Below are 24383 nucleotides of genomic sequence, written 5' to 3' on the forward strand. Positions count from 1 at the left end.
CGGCCCCGCGCGAGACGGCCAAGGGCCGCTGACCGTCGGAACGGACCGGGGGCCGCCTCCGGCGGCCCCCTTTCCGGACGTCAGCGCGGCGTCTGCGAGCGGGTGTCCAGGCGCCAGACCGGGTTGATGGTGACGCTGTGGATCATCCAGCGGCCCTCGGACGTCCTGTGCAGGATGGTGTCGTACCAGCCGCCGACCGCCCAGAAGTCCTCCGGGTCGCCGTCCCTGACATGGGTGGCGTGCAGCGACGAGCGGACCGTGGCGGTGTCCCGGTCGATCGCGATGGAGTGGTTCGCGGTCACGTGGTGGGTGGCGGTGTAGCCGCCGAGGTCGCGCTCTACGAACTCGGCGAGCCCCTTACGGCCCCGGTGCGTGGCCGCGGACGTGTTCAGAATGCAGTCCTCGGTGTAGAGGTCCGCGTAAGCCCGCCAGCTCCGCTCGTCGAGGTACCTGGCGAACCTCACCAGGACGTCACTGATCTTCCCGGCCTCCAGATGGCGCCGGACTTCACCCTCGTCGTACACCGGTCCGCCGCCCAAGCCATCCCCCTGACCCGCGTCGATGTCACCCTGTCGCGATGACATTCACGGAGCGTAACAAAGGACGGGCCGCCGCGCGGCGATCTCGTCGGCCGCGTCCCGGTCCCATCGCCCAGGCCGCGAGACACGGGCACCCCTTGCCCCCGGACGATCAGGCCATGGTACGTTCTGCGATGAAAATCGTTTTCATTGTCGGAAGGGTGGCATGTCCTCGACCGCTCTTTCCGTGGCCGCGGCGCGTTCCGGGGTCCGTGAACGGATCGCTTCCCGTACGGGCCTGATGGCGCTGTGCGGCGTCCTGGCACTGGTCCTGGCGGCGTCGATCGTGGTCGCGATCGGGCTCGGCGCGGCGGTGATCGGGCCCGTGGACACGGCGCGCTACCTGTGGGCCGCGCTCACCGGCGGGACGATCGAGGCCGGCGAGGCGGCGACGTACCAGATCGTCTGGCAGATCCGGACGCCGCGCGTCCTGCTGGCGGCGCTCGTGGGCGCGGGCCTGAGCGCGGTCGGCGTCGCGATCCAGGCGATCGTCCGCAACGCGCTCGCCGACCCGTTCGTGCTCGGCGTCTCGTCCGGAGCGTCCGTGGGCGCGGTGAGCGTCGCCGTCACGGGCGGCCTCGCCGGGCTCGGCGTGTACGCGATGTCCGCCGGCGCGTTCGCCGGCGCCCTGGCGGCGTCGCTGCTGGTCTACCTCGCCGCGCTCGGCCGGGGCGGCCTGTCGCCGTTGCGGCTCGTCCTGACGGGCGTGGCGATGTCGCTCGGGTTCCAGGCGCTGATGAGCGTGATCGTCTACTTCGCGCCGGACGGCGAGGCGAGCAGCATGATCCTGTACTGGACCATGGGCGGTTTCGGCGCCGCGTCCTGGGGCGCGCTGCCGGTGGTGGCCGCGGTCGTCCTGCCGGGCGTGTTCGTCCTCCACCGGTACGGGCGCGTGCTGGACGCGCTGGCGCTCGGCGACGAGACCGCCGCGAGCCTCGGCGTCGGCCCCGACCGGCACCGCCGGATCCTGCTCCTGCTCGTCTCCCTGATCACCGGGGCGATGGTCGCGGTGAGCGGCGCCATCGGGTTCGTCGGGCTGGTCATGCCGCACCTGGTGCGGATGGTCGTCGGCGCCGTCCACGCCCGCGTCCTCGCCGTGGCCCCGCTGACGGGCGCGATCTTCATGGTGTGGGTCGACCTGGCGTCGCGGACGGTGGTGGCCCCCCGCGAGCTGCCGCTCGGCGCCATCACCGCGCTGGTCGGGGTGCCGGTGTTCATCGGGCTGATGCGCCGCCGGGCCTACTCGTTCGGAGGGCGCTGATGGATCTCGTACTGAACGGGCTGACGGTCGTGACCGACGGCCGGAGGCTGGTGGACGACCTGTCGCTGGAGGTGCCGAGCGGCCGGATCGTGGGTCTGATCGGCCCCAACGGAAGCGGCAAGTCGACCGCGCTCCGGTGCGTCTACCGTGCCCTGCGGCCCAGCTCCGGCACCGTCTTCCTGGGCCGCGACGAACTGTCGGACCTGCCGCTGCGGCACAGTGCCCGGCTCGTCGCGGCGATGACCCAGGACGGCGCGGTCGACCTCGACTACACCGTCGAAGAGGTCGTCGCCCTGGGCCGGATCCCGCACGGACGGGGCAACGCTCCCCTCACGCGCCGGGAGCGGGAGTTGTGCGAGCGGGCGATGGAACGCCTGGACGTCGCCCATCTCGCCCGGCGCGGGATCCTCGGCCTGTCCGGCGGCGAACGGCAGCGCGTCCTGCTGGCGCGGGCGCTGGTCCAGGAACCGCGGATCCTGGTGCTGGACGAGCCGACCAACCATCTCGACGTGCGGCACCAGGTCGAACTGCTGTCGCTGCTGAGGGACGTCGGGCTCACCGTGCTGGTCGTCCTGCACGACCTGAACCTCGCCGCCGCGGTCTGCGACCGGATCGGCGTCCTGTCGCGGGGACGGCTCGTCAAGGCCGGTACGCCCTGGAACGTTCTCACCCCCGAAACGGTCGCCGACGTCTTCGGCGTCGACGTCACCGTCGTCCCGCACCCGCTGTCGGGCTCCCCCCAACTGCTGTACTCCCTCCCCGTCGAAAGGCCCCGGAAATGAAACGAGCCCTCGCGACCGCCGTCGGCGCCATGCTGGTCCTCAGTGCCTGCGGCGCGGAGGTGGAATCGGACGCCGCCGCCGCGAAGCAGAAGGTGAAAAGGTGCGGGGAGACGGTCGAGTACTCCGTACCGAAGAGGGCGGTCGCCTACGAGGGCGGCAGCGCCGACAAGCTCTTCAGCCTGGGGCTCGCCGACCATGTGCACGGCTACGTCATGCCGCCCGCCAACCCTCCGGTCAGCGAATCCCCCTGGGCCGCCGAGTACGCCAAGGTCGAGATGCTGAGCGACGACCTGCTCAACAAGGAGATCGTCGTCGAGGCGAAGGCGGACCTCGTCGTGGCGGGCTGGAACTCGGGATTCAGCCCGCAGCGCGGCATCACGCCGGAAATCCTCGACGGGCTCGGCATCCAGAGTTTCATGCACGCCGAGAGCTGCTTCAACTACCCGGGCCACCCGGAGCGGCTCGCGCCGTTCGACGCGCTGTACGCCGACCTGGAGCGGCTCGGCCAGATCTTCCGGGTCGAGGACCGCGCGGCCAAGGTCGTCGCGGACCTGAAGAGGCGGGCCGAGGCGGTGCGCGCGGCCGCGCCCAAGGGCGACCCGCTCCCGGTGTTCCTCTACGACTCCGGCACCGACCAGCCGCTCACCGCGGGCAGCCAGGTGCCGCCCAACGACATCATCAAGACCGCCGGCGGCCGCAACATCTTCGACGGCCTCCAGCAGCGCTGGACGCAGGTCGGCTGGGAGGCCGTCGCGGCGGCCCGGCCCGAGGTCGTCATGGTCCTCGACTACGGCGACCAGCCCGCCGCCGAGAAGATCGACTTCCTCAGGAAGTCGCCGCACACCCGCGACCTGCCCGCGATCGAGAAGGACAACATCTTCATCCTCGACTACAACGAGGGCATCAGCGGGCCGCGCAACATCGACGGCCTGGAGAAGTTCGGGAAGTACCTGCGCTCGCTCGACCGATGACCCCGCACACCCGCACCTGACGGCTCGGGCGGTCACGCGGTCATGTGGTGCGCCAGCGCGAGGTGCGGGTCGGGGCCGTCCCCCACCGTGGCGGGGTCGGCGTGCACGAGAGCGGCGGTCAGCTTGGGGACGGCGTGCAGCAGGGCGTGCTCGGCGTCGACGGCGATGTCGTGGGCCTGCCGGACGGTGAGGTCGGCGTCGACGACGACGGCGACCTCGGCCCGCAGCCGGTGCCCGATCCACCGCATGCGCAGCTCGCCGACCTCCCGCACGCCCCGCACCTGCCGCAGCGCCTCCTCGGCGCGGCCGAGGAGCGCGGGATCGACGGCGTCCATGACCCGGCGGAACACCTCGCCGGCGGCGTCCCGCAGCACCAGCAGGATCGCGGCGGTGATCAGCAGGCCGACGATCGGGTCGGCGTACGGCCAGCCGATGGCGGCACCGCCGGCGCCGAACAGGACGGCCAGCGAGGTGAAGCCGTCGGTCCGGGCGTGCAGCCCGTCGGCGACCAGGGCCGCCGATCCGATCCGGCGGCCGACGCGGATGCGATAGCGGGCCGCCCACTCGTTGCCGAGGAACCCGACGACGGCGGCCGCGGCCACGACGCCGACGTGGTCCATCTCGCGGGGGTCGAGCAGCCGGTGCACGGCCGTCCACCCGGCGAACGCGGCGGACGCGGCGATCGTCAGCACGATGACGATGCCCGCCAGGTCCTCCGCACGTCCGTACCCGTAGGTGAACCGGCGGGACGCCGCGCGCCGTCCGAGGACGAACGCCACGCCCAGCGGCACGGCCGTCAAGGCGTCCGCCGCGTTGTGCACGGTATCGCCCAGCAGCGCGACCGAACCGGACACCACGACGATCCCCGCCTGCACGACGGCCGTCACGCCCAGAACGGCCAGCGAGACCCAGAGGGCGCGCATGCCCTGCGCCGACGACTCGAGTGCCGTATCGACCTTGTCGGACGAGTCGTGGGAGTGCGGCTTCACCAGGTGCACCACCCGGAGCCGCCACCGCGCGGGACGTCCGCCCGCACCGTGATCGTGCCGGTGCGGGCGGACGCCGTGCGGGTGTTCCTCGTGTCCATGCGGGTGCCGGTGCTCGTGGTGTTCGCTCATCGGATTCCTCCAGGAGGGTGGACACGGGCATTCCCTCCGCCCATTATGTGCATATGAGCGCACGCATGCATCTATCACCTGCATCGGAGCCGCACCTGCACAAACCGGGCGAGGAACAGTTCGCACTCGCCGCCGAACTCCTGGCCCTCCTCGGCGACCGCACGCGCCTCGTCCTGCTGCACCGCCTGGCCGCCGGCGAGGCCGACGTGTCCACGCTGACCGAGGTCTGCGGCGCCGCGCGTCCCGCCGTCAGCCAGCACCTGGCCCGCCTGCGGCTGGCCGGGCTGGTCACCACCCGCAAGGAAGGCCGGCGGGTCGTCTACGCCCTCCGCGACGGCCACCTGCGCCGGCTGGTCGACGAAGCGCTCAGCGTGGCCGACCACCGACTCACCGACAGGCCCCCGCACGAGTGACCGATGCGGTTCGCCGCCGCCCGACGCCCGGTGGGCGGCGGCTCGCGAACCACGGTGCGGCCGGGGGAACCAGGACGTCCGATCACCGGCCTCGCGGAGTCCGCTCCTGGCCGGTCAGGAGCGCACGTAGCGCCGGAACATGATTCCCGAGGCGAAGGAACGGTGCTCGACCAGGCGCAGCCGCAGGTCCCGTCCCACGGGCAGGTACGGCTTGCCGCCCCCGATGACCACCGGGAACGCGTACACCCAGAACTCGTCGACCAGGTCCAGCAGGGAGACGGCCAGTTCCGCGCCGCCGAGCTGGAGGGTGCCGTCGATCTCCTTCTTGAGGCGCGTCACCTCGGAAACGGCGTCCTCGCGACGGACGAGCGTGACCCCTTCGGGGACGGTCTGCAGGGTGTCGGAGAAGACGTACCGCGGCGTCTCCTTGTAGAGCCGGGCGAACTCGCGCTCGACGGCCGGGGCGCCCTCCTTGCCGAGGTCCTCCGTCCAGGGCTTCTCCATCGCCTCGTACAGCCGCCGCCCGAACAGGAACGCCGCGATACGGCGGACATGGTCGTTCGCCGCCTCCTTGAAGTCCTCGTCCGGTTCCATGAAGTCCGGGCCGCCGTCGCGACTCTCGATGTATCCGTCGATCGAGGTGTTCATCCAGTAGATGACCTTGCCCATGAATTCCTCCTTGGTCGGGTGATCGCCCAGAGTCCAGACCTGATGGAGTACCGGAACTCATCGCTGGGCGATCAAGTCACGACCTCTGTTCAACTCCTCCCTCTTATTGCATACTTCTTGCAATAGCATTCAAGTCGCAACAAGGAGCCACCCTTGGACGTGCTGCGACTCAACGGCGAGGAGACACTGCGATTCTCCGACGAGATCGCCGGGCTTTACCGCGACTGCTACGCCCGTCCTCCCTGGTCGGAGTCCCCGGAGGAACTCGCCGCATACCCGGGGAAGCTGGCGGCGTCCGCGGGCCGTCCGGGCTTCGCCGCTTGGATCGCACGAGACCGCGGCGCGCTGGCCGGCGTGTGCTACGGCTGGCCGACACCGCCCGATCTGGCGGGCAGTGACCTCTACACGACGATCATCCGCGCCGCCGGTGCCGAGCGCGCGGCCGCGATCACCCGGAACGCGTTCGAACTCGCCGAACTGTTCGTCCACCCCGGCCATCGGGGCCGCGGCCTGGGCGAGGCGCTGCTCACCCTGGCCGTCGACGGCTGGGACACCGCCTGGCTGATCACGCACCCCGGTGCTCCCGCGGCACGCCTGTACCGGCGGCTGGGCTGGCGGCGAAGCGTGACGCTGCCCGCCGACTTCTATCCGCGCCTGACGATGGCCGTCTACCAACACCGCTCCTCGTCGTCGGCGCGGCGAAATCGCCGTACGGGGTGACGATGCGCCTGCCGGGACACCCGGCCTGACCCGACCGAAGCCCTGCGAGAGCGGCGATACGGGCCGCGTGACTAACCTACGAAGCATGGCGATGCGGCGAACGGTGGCAGCGGCCCTAGTACGTTCTCGGACGCCGAGACCTGCCGGCGTCCGGCCGAACCGGGGACCCTGAGGAACGGCATGCGAAGTGATCAAGCGGTCCCGGGCGAGGAGCCGCTCGGTGGGGACGGTGTGACGCCTGGCATCGTTCGGGTCGCGGACACCGTCCGTCGTCCGGTGAGGCCCTTCACCGGGACGATCCATGCCTACCTCTCGCACCTTCACCGGGCCGGTTTCCCAGCCGCCCCGAAGCCGCTGGGGATCGACGACCAGGGCCGTGAGGTGCTCTCCTTCGTGCCGGGCGACGTCCCGAGAGAGCCGCTCCCGCCCTGGGCGACGGGTGAGGACGTCCTCGCCGCTCTGGCTCGTCTCATCCGACGGCTCCACGACGCCGCGCAGGGCTGGGCACCGCCCCGGGACGCCGTCTGGGCGACGCTGCCCGGAACTCAGGACATTCCGCTCATCGATACCGACGCCGAGCTGGTCGGGCACCGCGACTACTGCCCGGGCAACGTGGTCTTCCGCGACGGGCTCCCCGCGGCTCTCATCGACTTCGACCTCGCCCGGCCGACCACCCGGGTCTACGACATCGCCAACGCCCTCTACTGGTGGGCGCCGCTGCTGCATCCCGAGGACCGGCCCCCCGCCCTGGCGGAAGCGGACATCCCGCACCGCGTGGCCGTGTTCGCCGACGCCTACGGGATGTCCGGCGAACAGCGTCGTGAACTGGTCCCTCTGGCCGGGCGCATGGTTCATCGGTTCCACCTGGCCAGCCGTGCGTCCGCCGAGGTCGACCCGGTGTTCCGGCGCTTCTGGGATCGAGGCGTCAAGGACCGCATGCCGCGGGCCGAAGCGTGGCTCGCCCGGGAAGGGCCCGCGATCGCGGCCCGGCTGACATCGAGCCGCATGCCCTGACAGCCGTCTACGGCGGGCCGATGAGGATGGAGATCGATGAGGTCGGGGGGTGGCTGCGGGAGCGGCTGCCGGGGCTGGCCGAGGAGCACGGGGTGCCGGGGGCGGCGGTCGCCGTGGACGCCGGGGGGCGGGTGGTCGAGGCGGCGGCGGGGGTGCTGAGCACGGCGACGGGAGTGGAGGCGACGGTCGACTCGGTGTTCCAGATCGGGTCGATCACCAAGGTGCTGACGGCGACGCTGGTGATGCAGCACGTCGCGGAGGGGCTGGTCGAACTCGACGCGCCGGTGGCGACGTACCTTCCCGGCTTCCGGGACGCGACCGTCCGGCAGCTGCTGTCCCACACGGCCGGGTTCGAGGTGCGGGGCGAGCCGTTCGACCGGTGCATGCGGGACCACCTGTTCACGCCCCTGCACATGACCCACGCCTCGAACGATCCGTACGAGGCGATCCTGCATCGCGCGGCGGTGGGGCACCTCGGCGGGCGGCCCGCCCCAGTCTGGGCGATGGCGCGCTCGAACGCGCCCGCCGGGTCGATGCTCGCCATGACCCCGCGCGACCTGCTGGCCTTCGCCCGGGCGCACCTGGCCGACGAGGGGCTGCGGGCCATGCGCGAGCCGCAGGTCGACCTGCCCGGCATCGGCTGGGGGACGGCCTGGGGGCCGTACCGGACGGAACTGCTCGGCCTGCGGGGCGACTCCCTGCTGCCCGCCGAACCCGGCCACGGGCCCGTCGCGTTCCCGGGCGATGACGGCGAGGGCCGTGCGCGCTACCTGCACACGGGCCGGGCCGACGTCCGCGCGGCCGGACGAGCCTGAACGCTCGCCGGCCGCACGAACGCGGTCACCAGGGGACGGCGCCCTCGTCGTCGAAGAAGCCGCCGCGCGGACCGTCGTCCGGGAGGGTCGCGAGGCGGATCGCGATCGCCGCGCCCTGCTCGGGCGTCCGCGGCGCGTTGAAGCCGGTGAAGTCGGTCGCCACGTAGCCGGGGCAGGCGGCGTTCACGATGATGTCCGTGTCGGCGAGCCGGCGGGCGTACTGGGCCGTGATGCTGTTGAGCATCGACTTCGACGGCGCGTACGCGGCCATGATCGGACCGGTCCGCAGCGTCAGCGAGCCCATGTTGCTCGACATGTTGACGATGCGCGGCGAGCCGGAGCGGGCCAGTAGCGGGAGCATCGCGTTCGTCACCCGGACAACCCCGAACACGTTGGTGTCGAGGACGGTGCGGACGACGTCGAGGTCGAGCGTCGTCGGGTCCTGCGCGCCGCCGTCGGTCCGGCCGCCGATGCCCGCGTTGTTGACGAGCGCGTCGAGCCGCCCGGCCGTCCGCTCGATGGTCGCCGCCGCCGCGGCCGCGCTGTCGTCGGACGTGACGTCCAGTGCGACCCCGAACGCGTCGACGCCGTCGGCGCGCAGCCGCTCGACGGCCTCCTCGCGCCGGGCGTCGTCGCGGGCGCCCACCGCCACCGTGAAGCCGATCTTTCCGAGTCCGTGTGCGATGGCGAAGCCGATTCCCTTGTTCGCGCCGGTGACCAGCGCGATTTTCGTGTCGTTCACGGGAGCCATCCTCGGCGGTCCGCGGGGGCGCCGTCCAAGATCGATTCAGTGGGCTGTGATACTCGCCGGGTATCGGGCGGGTAGGCTCCGTCCGTGCACGATCTCGAGACCCGCGAGCTCCGCTACTTCGTCGCCGTCGCGGAGGAACTGCACTTCGGACGCGCCGCCGACCGGCTCGGGATCGCGCAGCCGCCGCTGTCCCGCGCGATCCGCGGGATGGAGCAGCGGCTCGGCGTCCGGCTCCTCGACCGGAACCGCCGGGGGGCGACGCTCACCGACGCCGGCGAGGTGCTGCTCCGCGAGGCCAGAGCGGTCCTCGACGCGGTCGGCGCCGCCGCGCGCCGGACGCGGCGGGCCGCGGACCCGGACCGGCCGCTGGTGCTCGCGACGAAGGCGGGGGCGTCCCACGAACTGCTGCGGAGGCTCCTCGACGCGGTCGCGGGCGACGCCGGCGCGGCACCGGTCGAGGTCCTCCTCTGCGAGGTCGGCGAGCAGGCGAAACTGCTCCGCGACGGGCGCGCCGACGTGGCGCTCATGCACCGCCCGTACGACGACCTCGCCGGGTTCGACACCGAGGACCTCTACGTCGAAGGCCAGGTCGCGATCCTCCCCGCCGCGCATCCGCTCGCGTCGCGCGAACGGCTCACGCTGGCGGACGTCCAGGACGTCCCGGACCTGCCGATCGCCCGGTGGCCCCGGCTCGACGGAACCTACCCGGACGGGCCCGGGCCGGAGGTGCGCACGCAGTCGCAACTCGCCCAGCTCGTGGCGCTCGGCAGGACGCTGCTCGTCATCCCCGCCTCCAGCCGGGCCTGGCAGTGGCCCGAGCACGTCGCGGTGCCCGTCGTCGACGCGCCGGAGGTCACCACGGTGATCGCGTGGCCGCCGAGCAGCCGCTCCCTAGCGGTCGCCTCGCTCGTCCGTTCGGCGGCCGGGCTCCACGACGGGCCGTAGCACGGCCGTCGGCCCGGCTCCGGGACCGCGGTGGTTCAGGTGGTGAAGAAGCGGTCGGCGAAGACATCACCGGCCACCGACGGCCCGCCTCCTGCTACCGCCAGATCGTCTTCGGCCTGCGCGCCGAGCCGTTCATCGCCGTCCAGCGCTCCGAACACCACGGCGAGACGATCAGGACGTCGACCGCCTCGACCGGAACCGGTGGCGTTCGCCGGCCGGTTCGCGGCCGAGGGAACGGCCGTTGACCAGGGTTCGACCTCGTCCACCGCGACATGCGCCCCGGCACCGCACCCGAGGGTCAACGCTCGCCGGGGCGGAAGCGGGTGCGGTAGGTCGCCGGGCTGAGGGCGAAGAACTGCCGGAAACGGCGGCTGGCGTAGTTGGGGTCGTGCCAGCCCACCTGCCTCCCGACCGCCGCGACGGGCAGGTCGGTCTCGATGAGCAGGGCCGCGGCGCGTTCGGCGCGCAGCCTGCCCAGGAAGCTCATGGGCGGAACGCCCAGTTGCGCGGTGAACAGGCGGGCCAGGTGGGGCGGCGACACGTTCACCGCGGCCGCCAGTTCGTCCAGGTTCCAGGCGTGCTGGACGTCGTCCTCCAGAAGCCGGGCTGCGGCCAGCACCGCCGGATGGGCCTGCCTCACCGGGGCGGCGGGAAGGGACTCCGCCATGCCGCCCAGCAGGCAGAGCAGCATTCCCACCCGGACGGCATGAGCGGTCTGCGGCGGAGGCCGGTCGCAGATGACCGCCAGACCCGTCTCGACGACGCTCAGCATGGCGGGGTCGAGCCGGAGCGGGTGGCCGGCGCCGTGCAGCGCCGGCCCGAGCCGCGGGTCGGCGCGCAGCCAGGCCAGCTCGCGCTGGAAGACCTCCGGGCCGACGTACAGGTTGTGGACGATCAACCGGCGGCAGTCCCGGTAGCCGTGCCAGTCCCCCGGCCGCAGCATCGCCACCGAGCCGCGGCCCAGCTCCCGCTCACCGGCGGCCGAGAGGTGCGTCGCGGTTCCGCCGGTCACCACGGCCAGCTCGATGAAGTCATGGCTGTGGGCGGAGGTCTCGCTGCGCAGCTCGTACCGCTCGGCGATGATGTGCGGCCCGCCCGGCGGGAAGACCTCCGCTCGCCGTACGCGATGCACCGTGGCTCCCTTCGCGAGGCGGTCGTCAAGATTGTGCTATACGTGCCGGGCTTGTGTGCTAGCCGGGCCGGCGGTCCGATCGCGATTCTTCTCGCAAGAGAATCCCCACCAAGGCGAGGAAGATGAGCATGACCGCCGGCACCGCGCGTCCCCGTACGACACCGGAGAACCTCTCCGAGGACGTCGTTTCCGCCTACCGTCGTGATGGTTTCGTCCACCTGCCCGGAGTGCTGTCCCGGGCCGACGCCGCCCGGTTCGCCGACGCCGCGCTGGCGGTGCGGCACAAGGTCCGCGACAACCACGACGGGATGATCTTCACCCAGCTGCTCCAGCTCTGGCGCCGGGACGCCACGCTGCGCGAGCTCACCCTGCACCCGGACCTGGCGGCCATCGCGACCCGGCTCGCGGGAATTCCGCTGCGGTTGTGGCACGACCAGCTCCTGATCAAGGACCCGCACAACGGAGCCGCCACCGAGTTCCACCAGGACCAGCCGTACTGGCCCCACGCCGGCTCCCGCCACGCGCTCTCGGCCTGGGTGGCGCTGGTGGACGTGCCGGTCGAGCGTGGCTGCATGACGTTCATCCCCGGTTCCCAGCACCTGGACGGGCTCCGGCCGCAGGACCTGTCCGACCACGCCGACATGTTCGCCGTCGCGCCCGAGCTGGCCTGGGAGCGGCGCGTCACCGTCCCCCTGCGGGCGGGCGACTGCACCTTCCACAACTCCCGGCTCGCGCACAGCGCCACACCCAACTTCACCGACGACCCGCGCATCGCCCACGTCGTCATCTACGTGGACGCCGACCTGACGCTCGCGGCCGGGCCCGCGCACCCCGTCACCGACCCGCTCGGCCTGGGTGTGGGAGACCCGCTGCCCGACGAGCACTTCCCCAACGTCCCCGCCCCGGCGCCCGCCACGAAGACGCGACGGCAGTCGGCCTCATGACGGCTCGCCGCGCAGGATGGCACGCGGTCGCCTCAGCAGCGGGGCGAAGGCTCGTTCGGCCGCGCCGACGAGAGCGGCATGCCGGAGGTCACCTGTGACGATCTCGACGCGGCCGGCGCGAACGACGGCGGAGGACGACGTCAGCCCATCGCGCACGAAGTCCTCGGAGGCGCGGTACAGGGCGGCCAGAAAGCCCATGAGCACCACGCGCTCCGGGGCCAGCGTGTTGACGAGGCTGGTCAAGCCCGTGACCAGGTGGCCGGCGGTGAGGCGGACCGCCTCCTGTGCGGCGTGGTCGCCGACCGCGGCGTCATCGAAAATCGTGGTGACGGTCTCCTCATCGCCGCGTCGGCGGGGACGACCGGCGGCACGCAGCAGCGCGCGCGAATCGGCGTACATCTCCAGGCAGCCGCGCGCACCGCACGGGCATCGCAGGCCGCCCGGCTCGACGATGATGTGGCCGGCTTCCAGGGCGTGGCCGTCCCCGGTGAGCGGTACGCCCGCGTCGATGAACCCGCCGCCGACGCCGACACGCTCGCTGCTCAGCCCCAGCATGCTCGCGGCGCCGCGTCCGGCCCCGTAACGGAACTCGGCGAGGGCGGCCAGCGTGGCGGCCCGCCCCACGGCGACGGGGACACCGTTCGGCGACATGCCGCCCAGTTCCTGCCCGAGGGGCACTTCGTTCCAGCCCAGGTGCAAGGCGGACCGGACGAAGCCGTCGGATTCCCTGATGAAGCCCGGCATCGCGACGCACACCCCGACGCATCGGCGCTCGGTCCGGCGGGCCGCAGCGGAGACGGCGTCCGCCAGTGCCGGTATGAGGGAGGCCGGTTCCGTCTCGGAGCCGTCCAGAGGGTGCTTGCTGACGTGGCCGACCCTGCGGTCCAGACCGACCAGGCCCACCGTGACCCGGTCCGCGTTCAGCTGGACGGCGACGGCCACGGGGCCGTCGGGATTCACCTCGACGACGGGAGACGGCCTGCCGCGTCCGGTCGGGGCGCCGGGGGCGGCGCGCCGCGGTTCGCCGATGCGGACCAGTTCCAGTGCCGTCAGGTCGCCCAGGGCGGTGCCCACCGCGCTCGCGGCCAGGCCGAGTTCGGCCGTGACCGCCGCGCGGGTCAGCGGGCCGCGCCGATGCAACAGCGTCAGGACGCGTCCCGCCGCCGACCCGCCGTCGTCACCGGCACCCGGCACACCGGTCGCAGCCACATGTCCACGTCCCATCTAGATTTTTTTCTCCTCGCGAAAATAATATGGGCCGACCACCCCGAGGATGTACACGCCCACCTAGGGAGTCTGATGGTCATGATCCTCGCCAACGCCCGCGTAGTGACCCCCGACCGGGTGCTGGACCCTGGATGGGTCGCCCTGGACGGCAACCGGATCTCGGCCGTGGGAGCCGGAGATCCCCCGTCGGCCGACGCCGCGGTCCATGATCTCGGCTCGGACTACGTCCTGCCCGGGTTCGTGGACCTGCACATGCACGGCGGCGACGGCGCTCAGGTCACCACGGAGGATCCAGCGGAGATCCTGCGGGCGATCGCGTTCCACCGCCGCCACGGAACCACGCGCACGCTGGCCAGCCTCGTCACCTCACCGGTCGAGGAGATGGCGGCCGCGGCCCGCACCGTGGCCGCCCTCATGCGGTCGTCCGACCCGCTGCACCGGTCGATCGCCGGTATCCACCTCGAAGGGCCGTTCCTCAACCCGAACCACCGCGGCGCCCATCACCGCGACTACGTCCTCGCACCGGACGTCGGCGCGTTGCGGCACCTGCTCGCCAGCGGCGACGGCGCCGTCCGCACCGTCACCCTCGCCCCCGAGCTGGACGGCGGGATGGACCTCGTCCGCGAAGTCGTCGCCTCGGGCGCGGTCGTGGCGGTGGGGCACACCGACGCGAGCTACGACGAGGCGCACCGGGCGTTCGATGCCGGCGCCGGCATGGCCACCCACCTGTTCAACGCGATGCGGCCGTTCCACCATCGAGAACCGGGTCCGGCGGTCGCCGCGCTCACCCACGACAACGTCACATGCGAGCTCATCAACGACGGCGTCCACTTGCACAGCGCGACCACGCGCCTCGCGTTCGCCGCGGCGGGCGCCGAGCGCATCGCGCTGGTCACCGATGCCACCCCGGCGGCCGGGGTGAGCGACGGGCGGTTCGACCTGGGCCCGCTGCCCGTCCTCGCCCGCGACGGCAAGGTCACGCTGCTCGACGGCGTCACCAACGCGGGCAGCACTCTCACGATGGACCGCGCCCTGCGGCACGCCGTGCGCTGCGTCGGGATCCCGATCACCCGGGCCGCCGTCGCCGCCGCCACCACACCGGCGCGCATGCTCGGGCTGGGAGACCGCACCGGGAGCATCGAACCCGGCAAGGACGCCGACCTCGTCGTCCTCACGGACGGCCTGCACGTTCGCACGGTCATCGCCGACGGCGAGGTCGTCCACGGAACACTGGCGACGAGCGCAGACGCCGCCCCGGGCGGAGCGGCGTAGGGCCCGGCCGTCGCCGTCCGATAGTCGGTACCGCCCGGCCCGGCGCCGGTTCAGCCTCATGCCATGAGCGGCGGGCACGTCCACTACGTCATCGTGGAACGCGGCCGCCACCGCCCGGCCCCGGAACCCCTCGGTTCCGGGGCCGGTTCTCGTTTCGGCTGAAGATTTTAGGCATTTGACCTGCACGCCTCTTGACGGGAGCCGAAAGCTTCTCCAGACTTTCCCACATGTTCGGTCAATCTTCCACAAAAACGGTCAGCCGTCGTGCTCGCGGCTGAGCGGCACCGCCGCATCCGCGACGCGCTCCGCGACCGCTCCGTGGTCAGGACCGAGGAGCTCGCCGGGCTGCTCGGGGTGTCCGCCGAGACGGTCCGCCGTGATCTGCTCGTTCTGGAGCGGCGCGGCTCGCTGGTGCGGGTGCACGGCGGCGCGACCAGCGTCGTCGGCGGCTCCGGCGAGGAGGCGCCGTTCGCCGAGCGGTCGAGCTCGGACCGCGAGGCCAAGGCGGCCATCGGCCGCGCCGCCGCCGCGCTGGTGCGGCCGGGGCAGACCGTGATCATCGATGTGGGGACCACCGCGCTGGAGGTGGCGCGGGCGCTGCCCCAGGACCACCACGGCATCGTCGCGACCTGCTCCCTGCTCGCGGCCGCGGAACTCGCGGGCAGGCCGGGCGTCGAGGTGCTGGTGTCGGGGGGCCGGCTGCGGGCGGGCGACCTCGCCTGCGCGGGCGAGCCCGCCATGCGGTTCTTCGCCGACCTGAACGCCGACGTCGCCTTCCTCGGCTCCGGCGGCGTGGACCCGGCCGCGGGGTTGACCGACTACCACCTGGACGAGGTCGCGAGCCGCCGCATCATGATCGCGAACACGGTGCGCTCGTACGTCCTCGCCGATTCCCGCAAGCTCGGCCGCGTCGCGGCGCACCGGGTGTGCGGGCTGGACGAGATCGACGGGCTGATCACCGACGAGGCTCCGTCCCCGGCACTGCGCGAGGCCCTGGAGGGATCCGGCGGCCTCGTCACGGTGACCGACTGACACAGGACGGCCGGGCGACGCTGCCACGTCGCCCGGCCCGATCGCCAACCCCCTCACAGAACACGCAAGGAGACGACCGATGTCCGATTCTTCCACGTCGCCGCGCAGCGCGGCGGGGGGACCGGCCGCCGGCGGGAGACCGTCCGGCGAGGGCCTCTCAGAATTCGGGTACCAGCAGGAGGTCAAGCGGGAACTGGGCTGGTACGCCTCGTTCGCGGTGGCGTTCGGGTTCGTGTCGATCGCGACCGGCATCTTCACCGCGTACGGCTCGGTGCTGCAGTCGTCCGGCCCGATGGGCATCTGGACGTGGCCGGTGGTGGTCGTCGGCCAGCTGTGCGTCGCCCTGATCTTCGGTTCGCTCGCCGCCCGCATCCCGGTCAGCGGCTACGCCTACCAGTGGACGTCGCGGCTGGCCAACCCGGTGCTGGGCTGGATCATGGGCTGGGTCTCCTTCATGTTCCTCGCGGTGGTGGTCGTCGCCGTCGACTACACGATCGCCGCGACGATCCTGCCGGTCCTGTTCCAGTACGAGGGCACCAACCAGAACGCCTGGGTGATCACCGGCGTGGTCGTGCTCCTGCAGGCGATCCTGGTCGCCCTCTCGACCCGGGCGACGCAGCGGGTCAACACCGTCGCGGTCACCATCCAGCTGATCGGCATGGTGGGGCTGACCGTGCTGCTGTTCGCCGTCGGCGCCGCCACCGGCCAGCTGGACTTCGGGACGCTGTTCAGCCGCGGCGACGTCCCGGCCGAGGGCTACTTCTCCCTGGGCGGGGCGACGTCGGTGGGCCCGTGGGCGCTGGGCTTCCTGCTCGGCGCGTTCACCATCGTCGGTTTCGAGTCCGCGGCGAACCTGGCCGAGGAGACCAAGGACCCGGCGCGCGTGGTGCCCAGGGCGATGGCCCGCGCCGTGGTCGGCCTCGGCGTCCTCGGCATGCTGTTCCTGATCGCGGTGACGGCGCTCGCCGAGGACCCCGCGGCGCTGGCGAAGTCCGACACCCCGGTCGCCGACGTGATCGCGCGGGTGCTCGGCTCGTACGTCGGCAAGGGCCTGCTGGTCCTCGTGGTGATCTCGATCTTCTCCTGCGGCCTGGTGATCCTGCTCAGCGGCACCCGGCTGGTCTGGGCGATGTCGCGGGACAAGCGCTTCCCCGGCTGGCAGCTGCTGCGCCGCATCAACGGCACGACCGGTACGCCGATGAACGCCGCCGTACTGGTGTTCGTGATCGCGCAGATCCTGCTCGCCACGTTCGCCCGCTCCACCCAGGCGCTGTTCTCGCTGTTCTCCGCGGCGACCCTGCTGCCGGCGATCATCTACGCGGCGACGACGGCGCTCTACATCGCCAAGCGCCGCAGCCTGCCGCCGTCCCGCGGCTTCCGGCTCGGCCGCTGGGAGGTCCCGGTGCTGGTGCTGGCCGTCGTCTGGCTGGTCTACGAACTGCTGATCTTCCGTGACGCGTCCTTCGCCGAGCCGTGGCGGTACGTCGCGGTGATGTCCGCGATCGGTGCGGTCTACTTGGCGTACCTGCTGATCCGGTACGGCACCAAGGGGCTCACCATGCCGGACCTCCACGACATCGACAAGGTCCTGGACGACGACGCGCCGGCGCGGCCCGGCCCGGCCTCGGCGGAGCGGCCATGACGACCGTCCTGGCCATCGACCAGGGGACGTCCGGCACCAAGGCGATGGTGGTCGACGGCTCCGACCGGGTGCTCAGCGTGGCGGAGCTGCCCGTCCGGCCCCGCTACCTGCCCGGCGGCGGGGTCGAGCAGGATCCCCGCGAGCTCCTGGACTCGGTCCTGGAGTCCGGACGGCGCGCGGTGCGGGAGGCGGGAGCGCCGGTCGACTGCGTGACGCTCGCCAACCAGGGCGAGACTGTCCTCGCCTGGGATCCCGCGTCCGGTGAACCGCTCACCCCCGCGATCGTGTGGCAGGACCGGCGGTCCGCGCAGATCTGCGCCGAACGCGAGGGATGGGCCGAAGTGGTGCGCCACCGCACCGGCCTGGTGCTGGATCCGTACTTCTCCGCGCCGAAGATGCGCTGGATCCGGGACCGCCTCACCGGCGACGGCGTCGTCACCACGTCCGACACCTGGCTGCTGCATCGGCTCACCGGCGAGTTCGTCACCGACGCGGCGACGGCGTCCCGGTCGCTGATCACCGAGCTGGACACCGGCGCGTGGAGCTCGGACCTGCTGGAGGTGTTCGGGCTGGCGGACGAGGCACTGCCGCGGATCGCGGCCTGCGACGAGATCGTCGGCGAGACCACCGCGTTCGGTGCGCCCGCCGCGGTCGGCGGCCTCGTCGTGGACCAGCAGGCGGCGCTGCTCGCCCAGCGCTGCCTGACCCCGGGCTCGGCCAAGTGCACCTTCGGCACCGGCGCGTTCCTGCTGGCCAACATGGGCACCGAGCCGGTGCGGTCCGGCTCGGGACTGGCCTCCTCGGTGGCCTGGCGGGTGCGCGGCGAGACGTCGTACTGCCTGGACGGGCAGGTCCCCACCGCCGCCTCGGCGGTGCGCTGGCTCCAGGACCTCGGGCTGGTGGACGGCGCGCCGGAACTCGACCGGGTCGCCGCGCCCGACGCCGGCGGGGTGCTGTGCGTGCCCGCGCTGGCCGGGCTGTCGGCGCCGTGGTGGGCGCCGGAGGCCACCGCCGCGTTCACCGGCATGACGCTGTCCACCACGTCCGGCCACCTGGTCAAGGCGGTGCTGGACGGCATCGCCGCCCAGGTCGCCGAGCTGGCCGACTGCACCGCCCGCGACACCGGGGCCGCGCTGTCGACGCTGCGCGTCGACGGCGGTCTCACCCGCAGCCGGGTCCTGATGCAGGCCGTCGCCGACCTGCTGCAGGCCCGCGTCGAGGTGTACCCGTCCGAACACGCGACCGCGCTCGGCGCCGTCGCGTTCGCCCGCAGCGCCATGGACCCGGCGCTGCCGACGGCCGACGCGATCGTCGACTGGACGCCGTCCACCGGCTACACCCCGCGCATCGGCGCCGACGAGGCGGCCGCGTTCCGGGCCCGGTGGACGGCCGCCGTCGAGAACTCCGCGATCGGCAAGGAGAAGCAGTGACCACAGCACAGACCGCACCGACCGCCGACGTCGCGGTGATCGGAGCCGGGGTCGTGGGCTCGGCCATCGCGCGAGCGCTGTCGGCCCACCGGCTCGACGTCGTCCTGCTGGAGGCCCGCGCCGACGTCGGCGACGGCACCAGCAAGGCCAACACGGCGATCCTGCACACGGGTTTCGACGCGACCCCCGGCACCCTGGAGGCGCGCCTCGTCGCCGAGGGGTACCGCCTGCTCAAGGACTACGCCGACCGCACCGGCATCCCGTACGAGCCGACCGGCGCGCTGCTGGTGGCCTGGGACGACGAGCAGCTCGCCGCGCTGCCGGGCCTGAAGGAGAAGGCCGAGAAGAACGGCTACACCGAGGCCGGGATCGTCGGGCCGGACGAGGTGTACCGGCAGGTCCCCTCGCTCGGCCCCGGCGCCCTCGGCGGCCTGACGGTCCCGGGCGAGTCCATCATCTGCACCTGGACCACCACGCTCGCGCTGGCCACCGAAGCGGTCCGGCGCGGCGCCCGCCTGCTGCGCTCGCACCGCGTCGAGTCCATCACCCCCGGGCCGGACGCGACCGTCCTGCACACCGACCGCGGCGACGTGCGCACACGGTGGGTGGTCAACGCGGCCGGGCTCGGCGGCGACGTGCTCGACGCCATGTTCGGGTACGACCGGTTCCACCTGCACCCCCGGCGCGGCGAACTGCTCGTGTACGACAAGCAGGCCCGCCCGCTGGTGGACAGGATCGTGCTCCCCGTGCCGTCCAAGCTCGGCAAGGGCGTCCTGATCAGCCCGACGATCTACGGCAACGTCATGCTCGGCCCCACCGCCGAGGACATGACCGACCGCACCGACACCTCGACGACCGAGGACGGCTACGCGTTCCTGCTCGGACACGGGCGGCGGATCATGCCGTCCCTGCTCCAGGAGGAGGTCACCGCGACGTACGCGGGACTGCGGGCCGCCAGCGACGTCTCCGACTACACCATCGAGGTCGACGCCGCGCAGCGCTACGCGGTCGCCGGCGGCATCCGGTCCACCGGCCTGACGGCCGGCATGGCCGTGGCCGAGCACCTGCTGGACCTGCTGGGCGAGGCGGGCCTGGAACTGCGCGCACGCACCGACCTCCCCGACCCCCCGCGCATGCCCAACATCGGCGAGGCGTTCCCGCGCCCGTACGCCGACGCCGAGCGCATCGCCGCCGACCCCGCGTACGGCACCGTCGTGTGCTTCTGCGAACGCGTCACCCGCGGCGAGATCCGGGACGCGCTCGCGAGCACGATCCCGCCGCGCGACATGGACGGCCTGCGCCGCCGTACCCGCGCCATGAACGGGCGCTGCCAGGGCTTCTACTGCGGCGCGAGCGTCACCGGGATGCTGGAGCGGGCGCGCACCGCCGACGAGGAAGGCGAACGATGAGCACGACACGCACCCGGCTGTCGCCCACGGTGGCCATCGTCGGCGGCGGCCCCGCCGGGCTGCGGGCGGCCCGGGAACTCGCCCAGGCCGTCCCCGGCGGGACCCTCGTGCTGGAACGCGAGCAGGAGGCCGGCGGCATCCCGCGGCACTGCGGCCACACCGGCTTCGGCGTCCGCGACCTGCACCGGGTCCTGACCGGCCCCGCGTATGCGCGGCGCATGGTCCGCGGAGCCGAACGCGCGGGGGCCGAGATCCGCACCGGCGCGATGGTGACCGGCTGGTCCCCCGACGGCGGCCTGGAGGTCACCGCGCCGGACGGCCTGTTCGAGGTCCGCGCGGACGCCGTGGTGCTGGCGACGGGCGCCCGCGAACGGCCCAGGACCGCGCGGCTGATCCCCGGCGACCGCCCGGACGGCGTCTACACCACGGGCCACCTGCAGAACCTCGTCCACCTGCACCACCGCAGGCCGGGCCGCCGCGCCGTCATCGTCGGCAGCGAGCTCGTCAGCTGGTCGGCGGTGCTGACGCTCCGCGAGGCCGGCTGCCGGACCGTCCTGATGACCACGGAACGCCCCCGCGGCGAGGCGTACGCGATGCTCCCCCTCGCGGGCCGCGCCGGGCTGCGCGTGCCGCTGCGCACCCGTACCCGCGTCACCCGGATCATCGGCAAGGGCCGCGTCGAGGCCGTGCAGATCGAGGACGTCGGCAGCGGCCGGCGGTGGAACGTTCCCTGCGACACGGTCGTGTTCACCGGGGACTGGATCCCCGACAACGAGCTGGCCCGTTCCGCCGGACTCGCGCTCTCCCCCGGCACCCTCGGCCCGGCGGTCGACGATGCGCTGCGCACCAGCCGTCCGGGGGTCTTCGCGGCGGGCAACGTGCTGCACCCCGTGGACACCGCGGACATCGCGGCCCTCGACGGCGCGCACGTGGCCCGCACCGTCCTCGACCACCTCGCCGGCCGCACCCGTCCGGGCGACGGCGTGCCGATCGTCGCCGACGCGCCGCTGCGGTGGGTCTCCCCCGCCACGTACCGTCCCGGCGATCGCGGCCCGGCCCGCGGGCGCCTGCTGGCCTGGACGGACGAGTACGTGCCGTTCCCCCGGGTCACGATCGTCCAGAACGGCCGCACCATCGCCGAACGGCGCCTGCCCTGGCCCGCGGCACCGGGCCGGGTGTTCCGCATCCCCAGCGCGTTGCTCGACGCGGCCCGCCCGGACGCCGGCGACGTCCACATCTCGCTGCGCCGGTGACGGGCTTTACATTGTAGATCGCCGCAGAACATCGGGCGGTACCCGAGGGCGAATAGGCGGTGACGAGCAGGCAGGATGGCCGCATGTCCGAGTCGTCGCTGCCCGGTGGGTTCGTGAACGCCGCCTTCCGTGTGGGTGACACGGTGCGCCGGCGGCCCGCCGCCCGTGCAGAGTTCGTCCATCGGCTCCTGGGGCTGCTGGAGCGGGCCGGGTGGGACGGGGCGCCGCGGTTCCTGGGGATCGATGGGCAAGGGCGGGAGGTGCTGGGCTTCGTCGACGGTCATGTGGCGTGGGAGCCGGTTCAGCCTCCCGGCGTCGACGGTGACGAGAGCCTGGCGCGGGTCGCCGAACTCGTCCGGGAGTTCCACGACCTGACGGCCGGAACGGCACTGGCAGGCGGCGAAGAGGTGGTCTGCCACAACGACCTGTCCCCGAAGAACACCGTGTACCGGGATCGGGGTGCGGGGCTGCGCCCGGTCGCCTTCATCGACTGGGACCTGGCCGCCCCCGGACGGCGTGTCCACGACGTCGCGCACGTGTGCTGGCAGTACGTGCGGCTGGGCCCCGGGATCACCGACGTCGCGGAGGCGGCTCGGCGCATGCGGCTGGTCTGCGACGCCTACGGGCCGGTCGACCGCGGCGCGCTGGTCGATGCGATCTTGTGGTGGCAGGACCGCTGCGAGCGGGGCATCGCGGCCGCTGCCGCCGCCGGCGACCCCGCGATGGTCCGTCTCCGTGAGGCCGGGGTCGTGGACGAGGTGCGGGCGGCCCGGGCCTGGGTCGAGCGGCACCGCGCCGCGTTGACGTCCGGCTTGCTGCCATAGGCCCTCGATCGCCGCCGCTGAGCACGTTGCGCATCGAGCCGGGACCGGCGCGAGCCGGCTCGGAGCGCGGAGGACGCCGCGAGCACGGCGTTGTGGTAACAATAACCATAATCATCGCCAATGTCGGGCGCTCTCTGCGGGCGCCGCCGGACGAGGAGGGGCAGAGATGCCGACGGCGCCCGCGGCCTCCCACCGCGCTAACGAGCGCGGCGGGCCGGTGCTGCGGGACGTCGCGTTCCTGCGGCTGTGGTCCGGCAACACCGCGTCCGGGCTGGCCACCTGGGCGCTGCCGTTCGTCCTCGGGCTGGCGGTGCTGGAACGCTCCCTCTCGCCCGCGGCGCTGGGCGTCGTGCTCGCGGCCCGGACCGTCGGGTTCCTGGCGGCGGTGCCGGTCAGCGGGGTGATCGCCGACCGGCGGTCGCGGCGCGAGACGGTCCTGTGGGCCGGGCTCGTGTCCGCGGTCGCCACACCGGTGATCGCGCTGGGGCTGGGCCGCTCGGTGGCGCTCATGGCCGTCGCCGCGGCCCTGTCGGGCGCCGGGCAGGGCGCGTGCCGTCCGGCGTTCCAGGCGCTGACCGCCGAGGTCGTCGACGCCGCCCGAAGGCAGCGGGCCAACGCCGCGATGACCCTCGCGGTGCGGGTCACCACGCTCGTCGCGCCCGCCGCGACGGCCGTCCTCGCCGTGGTCCTGGACGCCCGCGGCCTGCTGGTCGGCATCGGGCTGCTGTGGCTGGTGGCCGCGCTGGCGCCCCCGGGCGGACGGGCCGCGCCCGGCGCCCGCCGGGACCGCCGGGGATTCGCGGCGGAGTTCGCCGAGGGCGTCGCCGAGGCGCGCCGGCACCCGTGGTTCCTGGCCGGGCTCGGGGCGCTGACGGCCGTCATCGCCACCGGCTACTCGGCGACCGGGGTGGCGCTGCCGCTGGTCAGCCGCGACCGGTACGGCGGCGAGGCGGTGCTCGCGGGCGCCGCGACGGCCTACATCGTGGGCGCGCTGATCGGCGCCCTCGTCATCGCCCGGTGGCGGCCCCGGCCCCAGGGCTGGAGCGCGCTGGCCGGGCTCGCGGTCTACGGCGTCGCGCCGCTCGCCCTGCTGCTGCCGGTCCACCCGTCGGTGATCATCGTCGCGTACGTGCTGACCGGTATCGGCATCGAACTGTTCAACGTGCCGTGGTTCACCGCCACGCAGCGCGAGGTCGAACCGGACAAGCTCGCCCGCGTCTCGTCGCTGGACTTCCTGCTGTCCTACGGCCTGGCCCCGCTCGGGCTCGTCCTCATCGCCCCCGCGATGGACGCCTTCGGCCCCCGGCCGGTGCTGGCCGCCTGCGCCGCCGTCTGCTTCCTGGCGCCCGCGCTGGCCGCGCTGGTCCCGGGCACCCGCCACTTCTCCAACCGTTAGGACGCCATGCCCACCGCCACGCTCGGCATCCTCCCCGCCCGCCTCCCGGCGGACCGCGCCGCCGAGGCGCGCGGCCCGCTGGAGCGCGACGGCGCGGTCGTCCTCACCGGTTTCGGCACCGATCCCGGGGATCTGTCCGTCGCCGCCGCGCTCGTGCTCGGTCACCGGCTGCGCCGCCTGTTCCCCCATCGCCGCCGCGGCGGCACGGACGGCGGGACCGTCCACCTGCACGCCGACGGCTTCGACATCGTCGTCGACACCGGCGGAGCCGCCGAGCGCCGGCGCCACCCCGACGAGGACCACGTGCTGATCCAATGCGTCCGGCCCGCCGACGCGGGCGGCGCGTCCTTCATCGCCGACGCGTACCGCTTCGTCGACGAGTGCGCCGCGGACGACCCCGAACTGTGGGAGTTCCTCACCGGAGCCGACGTCGACCTGTACGGCGCGTGGACCGGCATCAGGGGCATGCCCGCCACGCCGCGCGTCGCCCGGCACGTCGAGTACACCCGCACCGGCCGGCGCATCGTCCGGCGCACCGACGGCGCCGTCCCGCTCCACCGCGACCCCGACGAGGAGCACGTCCGCGCCATGCTCGCGCGCTTCGACCGGCGGGTGCGGGAGACGGAGCCGTCGCTGCCCCGCGTGCGGCTGGAGCGGGGCGACATCCTCCTGCTCGACAACTACCGCTGCTGGCACGGCCGCGACCCGCACCGCGGCGACCGCTCCGTCCAGATCCTGACCCTGCTCACCGCCGACGCCCGCTGACCCGCCGGAGCGATCCGCGG

General features: G+C 73.1%; 25 protein-coding genes. 18 read left to right on the plus strand and 7 right to left on the minus strand.

The features are described 5' to 3' along the window. Positions 1-80: 80 nt before the first annotated feature. Complete coding sequence (locus AB0L25_RS29850; protein ID WP_500176054.1) at positions 81-539, minus strand: nuclear transport factor 2 family protein; 459 nt, start codon at positions 537-539, stop codon at positions 81-83. 280 nt (positions 540-819) lie between these two features. On the opposite strand from AB0L25_RS29850, the gene AB0L25_RS29855 reads away from it, so the two are divergent. From AB0L25_RS29855 to AB0L25_RS29865, 3 genes are read left to right on the plus strand one after another with little or no spacing between them, the layout of a single operon-like run. Next, positions 820-1839: a FecCD family ABC transporter permease gene (locus tag AB0L25_RS29855; RefSeq protein ID WP_500176055.1), complete on the plus strand. Its 1020-nt coding sequence runs from the start codon at positions 820-822 to the stop codon at positions 1837-1839. After that, positions 1839-2621, plus strand: a complete 783-nt coding sequence (locus AB0L25_RS29860; RefSeq protein ID WP_500176056.1) for an ABC transporter ATP-binding protein — start codon at positions 1839-1841, stop codon at positions 2619-2621. The genes AB0L25_RS29855 and AB0L25_RS29860 overlap by 1 nt, the downstream gene beginning before the upstream one ends. Beyond that, entirely contained in the window at positions 2618-3592 is a 975-nt protein-coding gene (locus AB0L25_RS29865; protein WP_500176057.1) for an ABC transporter substrate-binding protein, read from the plus strand. Before AB0L25_RS29860 ends, AB0L25_RS29865 begins: the two co-directional genes overlap by 4 nt. A gap of 32 nt (positions 3593-3624) precedes the next feature. On the opposite strand, the gene AB0L25_RS29870 is transcribed toward AB0L25_RS29865, so the two are convergent. Then, positions 3625-4710 carry a cation diffusion facilitator family transporter gene (locus AB0L25_RS29870; protein WP_500176058.1) on the minus strand — a complete coding sequence of 362 codons (1086 nt, stop codon included), beginning with the start codon at positions 4708-4710 and terminating at the stop codon, positions 3625-3627. A gap of 53 nt (positions 4711-4763) precedes the next feature. Here AB0L25_RS29870 and AB0L25_RS29875 point away from each other — a divergent pair, with 53 nt between their 5' ends. After that, complete coding sequence (locus AB0L25_RS29875) at positions 4764-5123, plus strand: ArsR/SmtB family transcription factor (RefSeq protein WP_500176059.1); 360 nt, start codon at positions 4764-4766, stop codon at positions 5121-5123. Between the two features lie 114 nt (positions 5124-5237). On the opposite strand, the gene AB0L25_RS29880 is transcribed toward AB0L25_RS29875, so the two are convergent. After that, positions 5238-5792 carry a dihydrofolate reductase family protein gene (locus AB0L25_RS29880; RefSeq protein ID WP_500176060.1) on the minus strand — a complete coding sequence of 185 codons (555 nt, stop codon included), beginning with the start codon at positions 5790-5792 and terminating at the stop codon, positions 5238-5240. 159 nt (positions 5793-5951) lie between these two features. On the opposite strand from AB0L25_RS29880, the gene AB0L25_RS29885 reads away from it, so the two are divergent. The 3 genes from AB0L25_RS29885 (at position 5952) to AB0L25_RS29895 (ending at position 8341) form a co-directional block, all read left to right on the plus strand. Then, positions 5952-6512, plus strand: coding sequence for a GNAT family N-acetyltransferase (locus AB0L25_RS29885; RefSeq protein ID WP_500176121.1), 561 nt, complete (start codon positions 5952-5954; stop codon positions 6510-6512). 276 nt (positions 6513-6788) lie between these two features. Beyond that, positions 6789-7526 carry a phosphotransferase enzyme family protein gene (locus AB0L25_RS29890; RefSeq protein ID WP_500176061.1) on the plus strand — a complete coding sequence of 246 codons (738 nt, stop codon included), beginning with the start codon at positions 6789-6791 and terminating at the stop codon, positions 7524-7526. Positions 7527-7546: 20 nt separating this feature from the next. Next, positions 7547-8341, plus strand: a complete 795-nt coding sequence (locus AB0L25_RS29895; RefSeq protein ID WP_500176062.1) for a serine hydrolase domain-containing protein — start codon at positions 7547-7549, stop codon at positions 8339-8341. A 25-nt stretch (positions 8342-8366) separates the two neighbouring features. On the opposite strand, the gene AB0L25_RS29900 is transcribed toward AB0L25_RS29895, so the two are convergent. Then, positions 8367-9092, minus strand: a complete 726-nt coding sequence (locus AB0L25_RS29900; protein ID WP_500176063.1) for an SDR family oxidoreductase — start codon at positions 9090-9092, stop codon at positions 8367-8369. Positions 9093-9176: 84 nt separating this feature from the next. Between AB0L25_RS29900 and AB0L25_RS29905 the strand changes: the two genes are divergently transcribed. Beyond that, positions 9177-10037: a LysR family transcriptional regulator gene (locus AB0L25_RS29905; RefSeq protein ID WP_500176064.1), complete on the plus strand. Its 861-nt coding sequence runs from the start codon at positions 9177-9179 to the stop codon at positions 10035-10037. 35 nt (positions 10038-10072) lie between these two features. Here the strand turns inward: AB0L25_RS29905 and AB0L25_RS29910 are convergent, their stop codons facing one another. Together AB0L25_RS29910 and AB0L25_RS29915 are read right to left on the minus strand one after the other, a co-directional pair. Continuing rightward, the gene (locus AB0L25_RS29910) at positions 10073-10303 is read right to left on the minus strand and encodes a hypothetical protein (protein ID WP_500176065.1); all 231 of its coding nucleotides are present in this window, start codon (positions 10301-10303) and stop codon (positions 10073-10075) included. A gap of 32 nt (positions 10304-10335) precedes the next feature. Continuing rightward, a complete protein-coding gene (locus tag AB0L25_RS29915; protein ID WP_500176066.1) occupies positions 10336-11169 on the minus strand; it encodes an AraC family transcriptional regulator in 834 nt (277 codons plus the stop codon). A 128-nt stretch (positions 11170-11297) separates the two neighbouring features. On the opposite strand from AB0L25_RS29915, the gene AB0L25_RS29920 reads away from it, so the two are divergent. Next, positions 11298-12113, plus strand: coding sequence for a phytanoyl-CoA dioxygenase family protein (locus AB0L25_RS29920; RefSeq protein ID WP_500176067.1), 816 nt, complete (start codon positions 11298-11300; stop codon positions 12111-12113). Here the strand turns inward: AB0L25_RS29920 and AB0L25_RS29925 are convergent. Further along, complete coding sequence (locus AB0L25_RS29925; RefSeq protein WP_500176068.1) at positions 12108-13253, minus strand: ROK family protein; 1146 nt, start codon at positions 13251-13253, stop codon at positions 12108-12110. The two genes, AB0L25_RS29920 and AB0L25_RS29925, sit on opposite strands and share 6 nt — an antisense overlap. Here AB0L25_RS29925 and nagA point away from each other — a divergent pair. From nagA to AB0L25_RS29970, 9 genes are all read left to right on the plus strand, one after another. Further along, positions 13248-14612: an N-acetylglucosamine-6-phosphate deacetylase gene (gene nagA, locus AB0L25_RS29930; RefSeq protein ID WP_500176069.1), complete on the plus strand. Its 1365-nt coding sequence runs from the start codon at positions 13248-13250 to the stop codon at positions 14610-14612. The genes AB0L25_RS29925 and nagA overlap by 6 nt on opposite strands. A gap of 264 nt (positions 14613-14876) precedes the next feature. Beyond that, complete coding sequence (locus tag AB0L25_RS29935) at positions 14877-15644, plus strand: DeoR/GlpR family DNA-binding transcription regulator (RefSeq protein ID WP_500176070.1); 768 nt, start codon at positions 14877-14879, stop codon at positions 15642-15644. Positions 15645-15723: 79 nt separating this feature from the next. Continuing rightward, positions 15724-17286 (plus strand): amino acid permease, encoded by a 1563-nt coding sequence (locus AB0L25_RS29940; protein WP_500176071.1) that lies wholly within the window; start codon positions 15724-15726, stop codon positions 17284-17286. Further along, positions 17283-18716: an FGGY family carbohydrate kinase gene (locus tag AB0L25_RS29945; RefSeq protein WP_500176072.1), complete on the plus strand. Its 1434-nt coding sequence runs from the start codon at positions 17283-17285 to the stop codon at positions 18714-18716. The genes AB0L25_RS29940 and AB0L25_RS29945 overlap by 4 nt, the downstream gene beginning before the upstream one ends. Further along, positions 18713-20125 (plus strand): NAD(P)/FAD-dependent oxidoreductase, encoded by a 1413-nt coding sequence (locus AB0L25_RS29950; RefSeq protein ID WP_500176073.1) that lies wholly within the window; start codon positions 18713-18715, stop codon positions 20123-20125. The genes AB0L25_RS29945 and AB0L25_RS29950 overlap by 4 nt, the downstream gene beginning before the upstream one ends. Continuing rightward, positions 20122-21378, plus strand: a complete 1257-nt coding sequence (locus tag AB0L25_RS29955; RefSeq protein ID WP_500176074.1) for an NAD(P)/FAD-dependent oxidoreductase — start codon at positions 20122-20124, stop codon at positions 21376-21378. The genes AB0L25_RS29950 and AB0L25_RS29955 overlap by 4 nt, the downstream gene beginning before the upstream one ends. An 83-nt stretch (positions 21379-21461) precedes the next feature. Next, entirely contained in the window at positions 21462-22202 is a 741-nt protein-coding gene (locus AB0L25_RS29960; protein ID WP_500176075.1) for a phosphotransferase, read from the plus strand. Positions 22203-22368: 166 nt separating this feature from the next. After that, a complete protein-coding gene (locus AB0L25_RS29965; protein ID WP_500176076.1) occupies positions 22369-23598 on the plus strand; it encodes an MFS transporter in 1230 nt (409 codons plus the stop codon). Positions 23599-23604: 6 nt separating this feature from the next. Continuing rightward, entirely contained in the window at positions 23605-24363 is a 759-nt protein-coding gene (locus AB0L25_RS29970) for a TauD/TfdA family dioxygenase (protein ID WP_500176077.1), read from the plus strand. The last annotated feature ends 20 nt before the right edge of the window (positions 24364-24383 follow it).

The sequence above is a fragment of the Spirillospora sp. NPDC052242 genome (assembly GCF_040679555.1).
Lineage (GTDB): Bacteria > Actinomycetota > Actinomycetes > Streptosporangiales > Streptosporangiaceae > Spirillospora.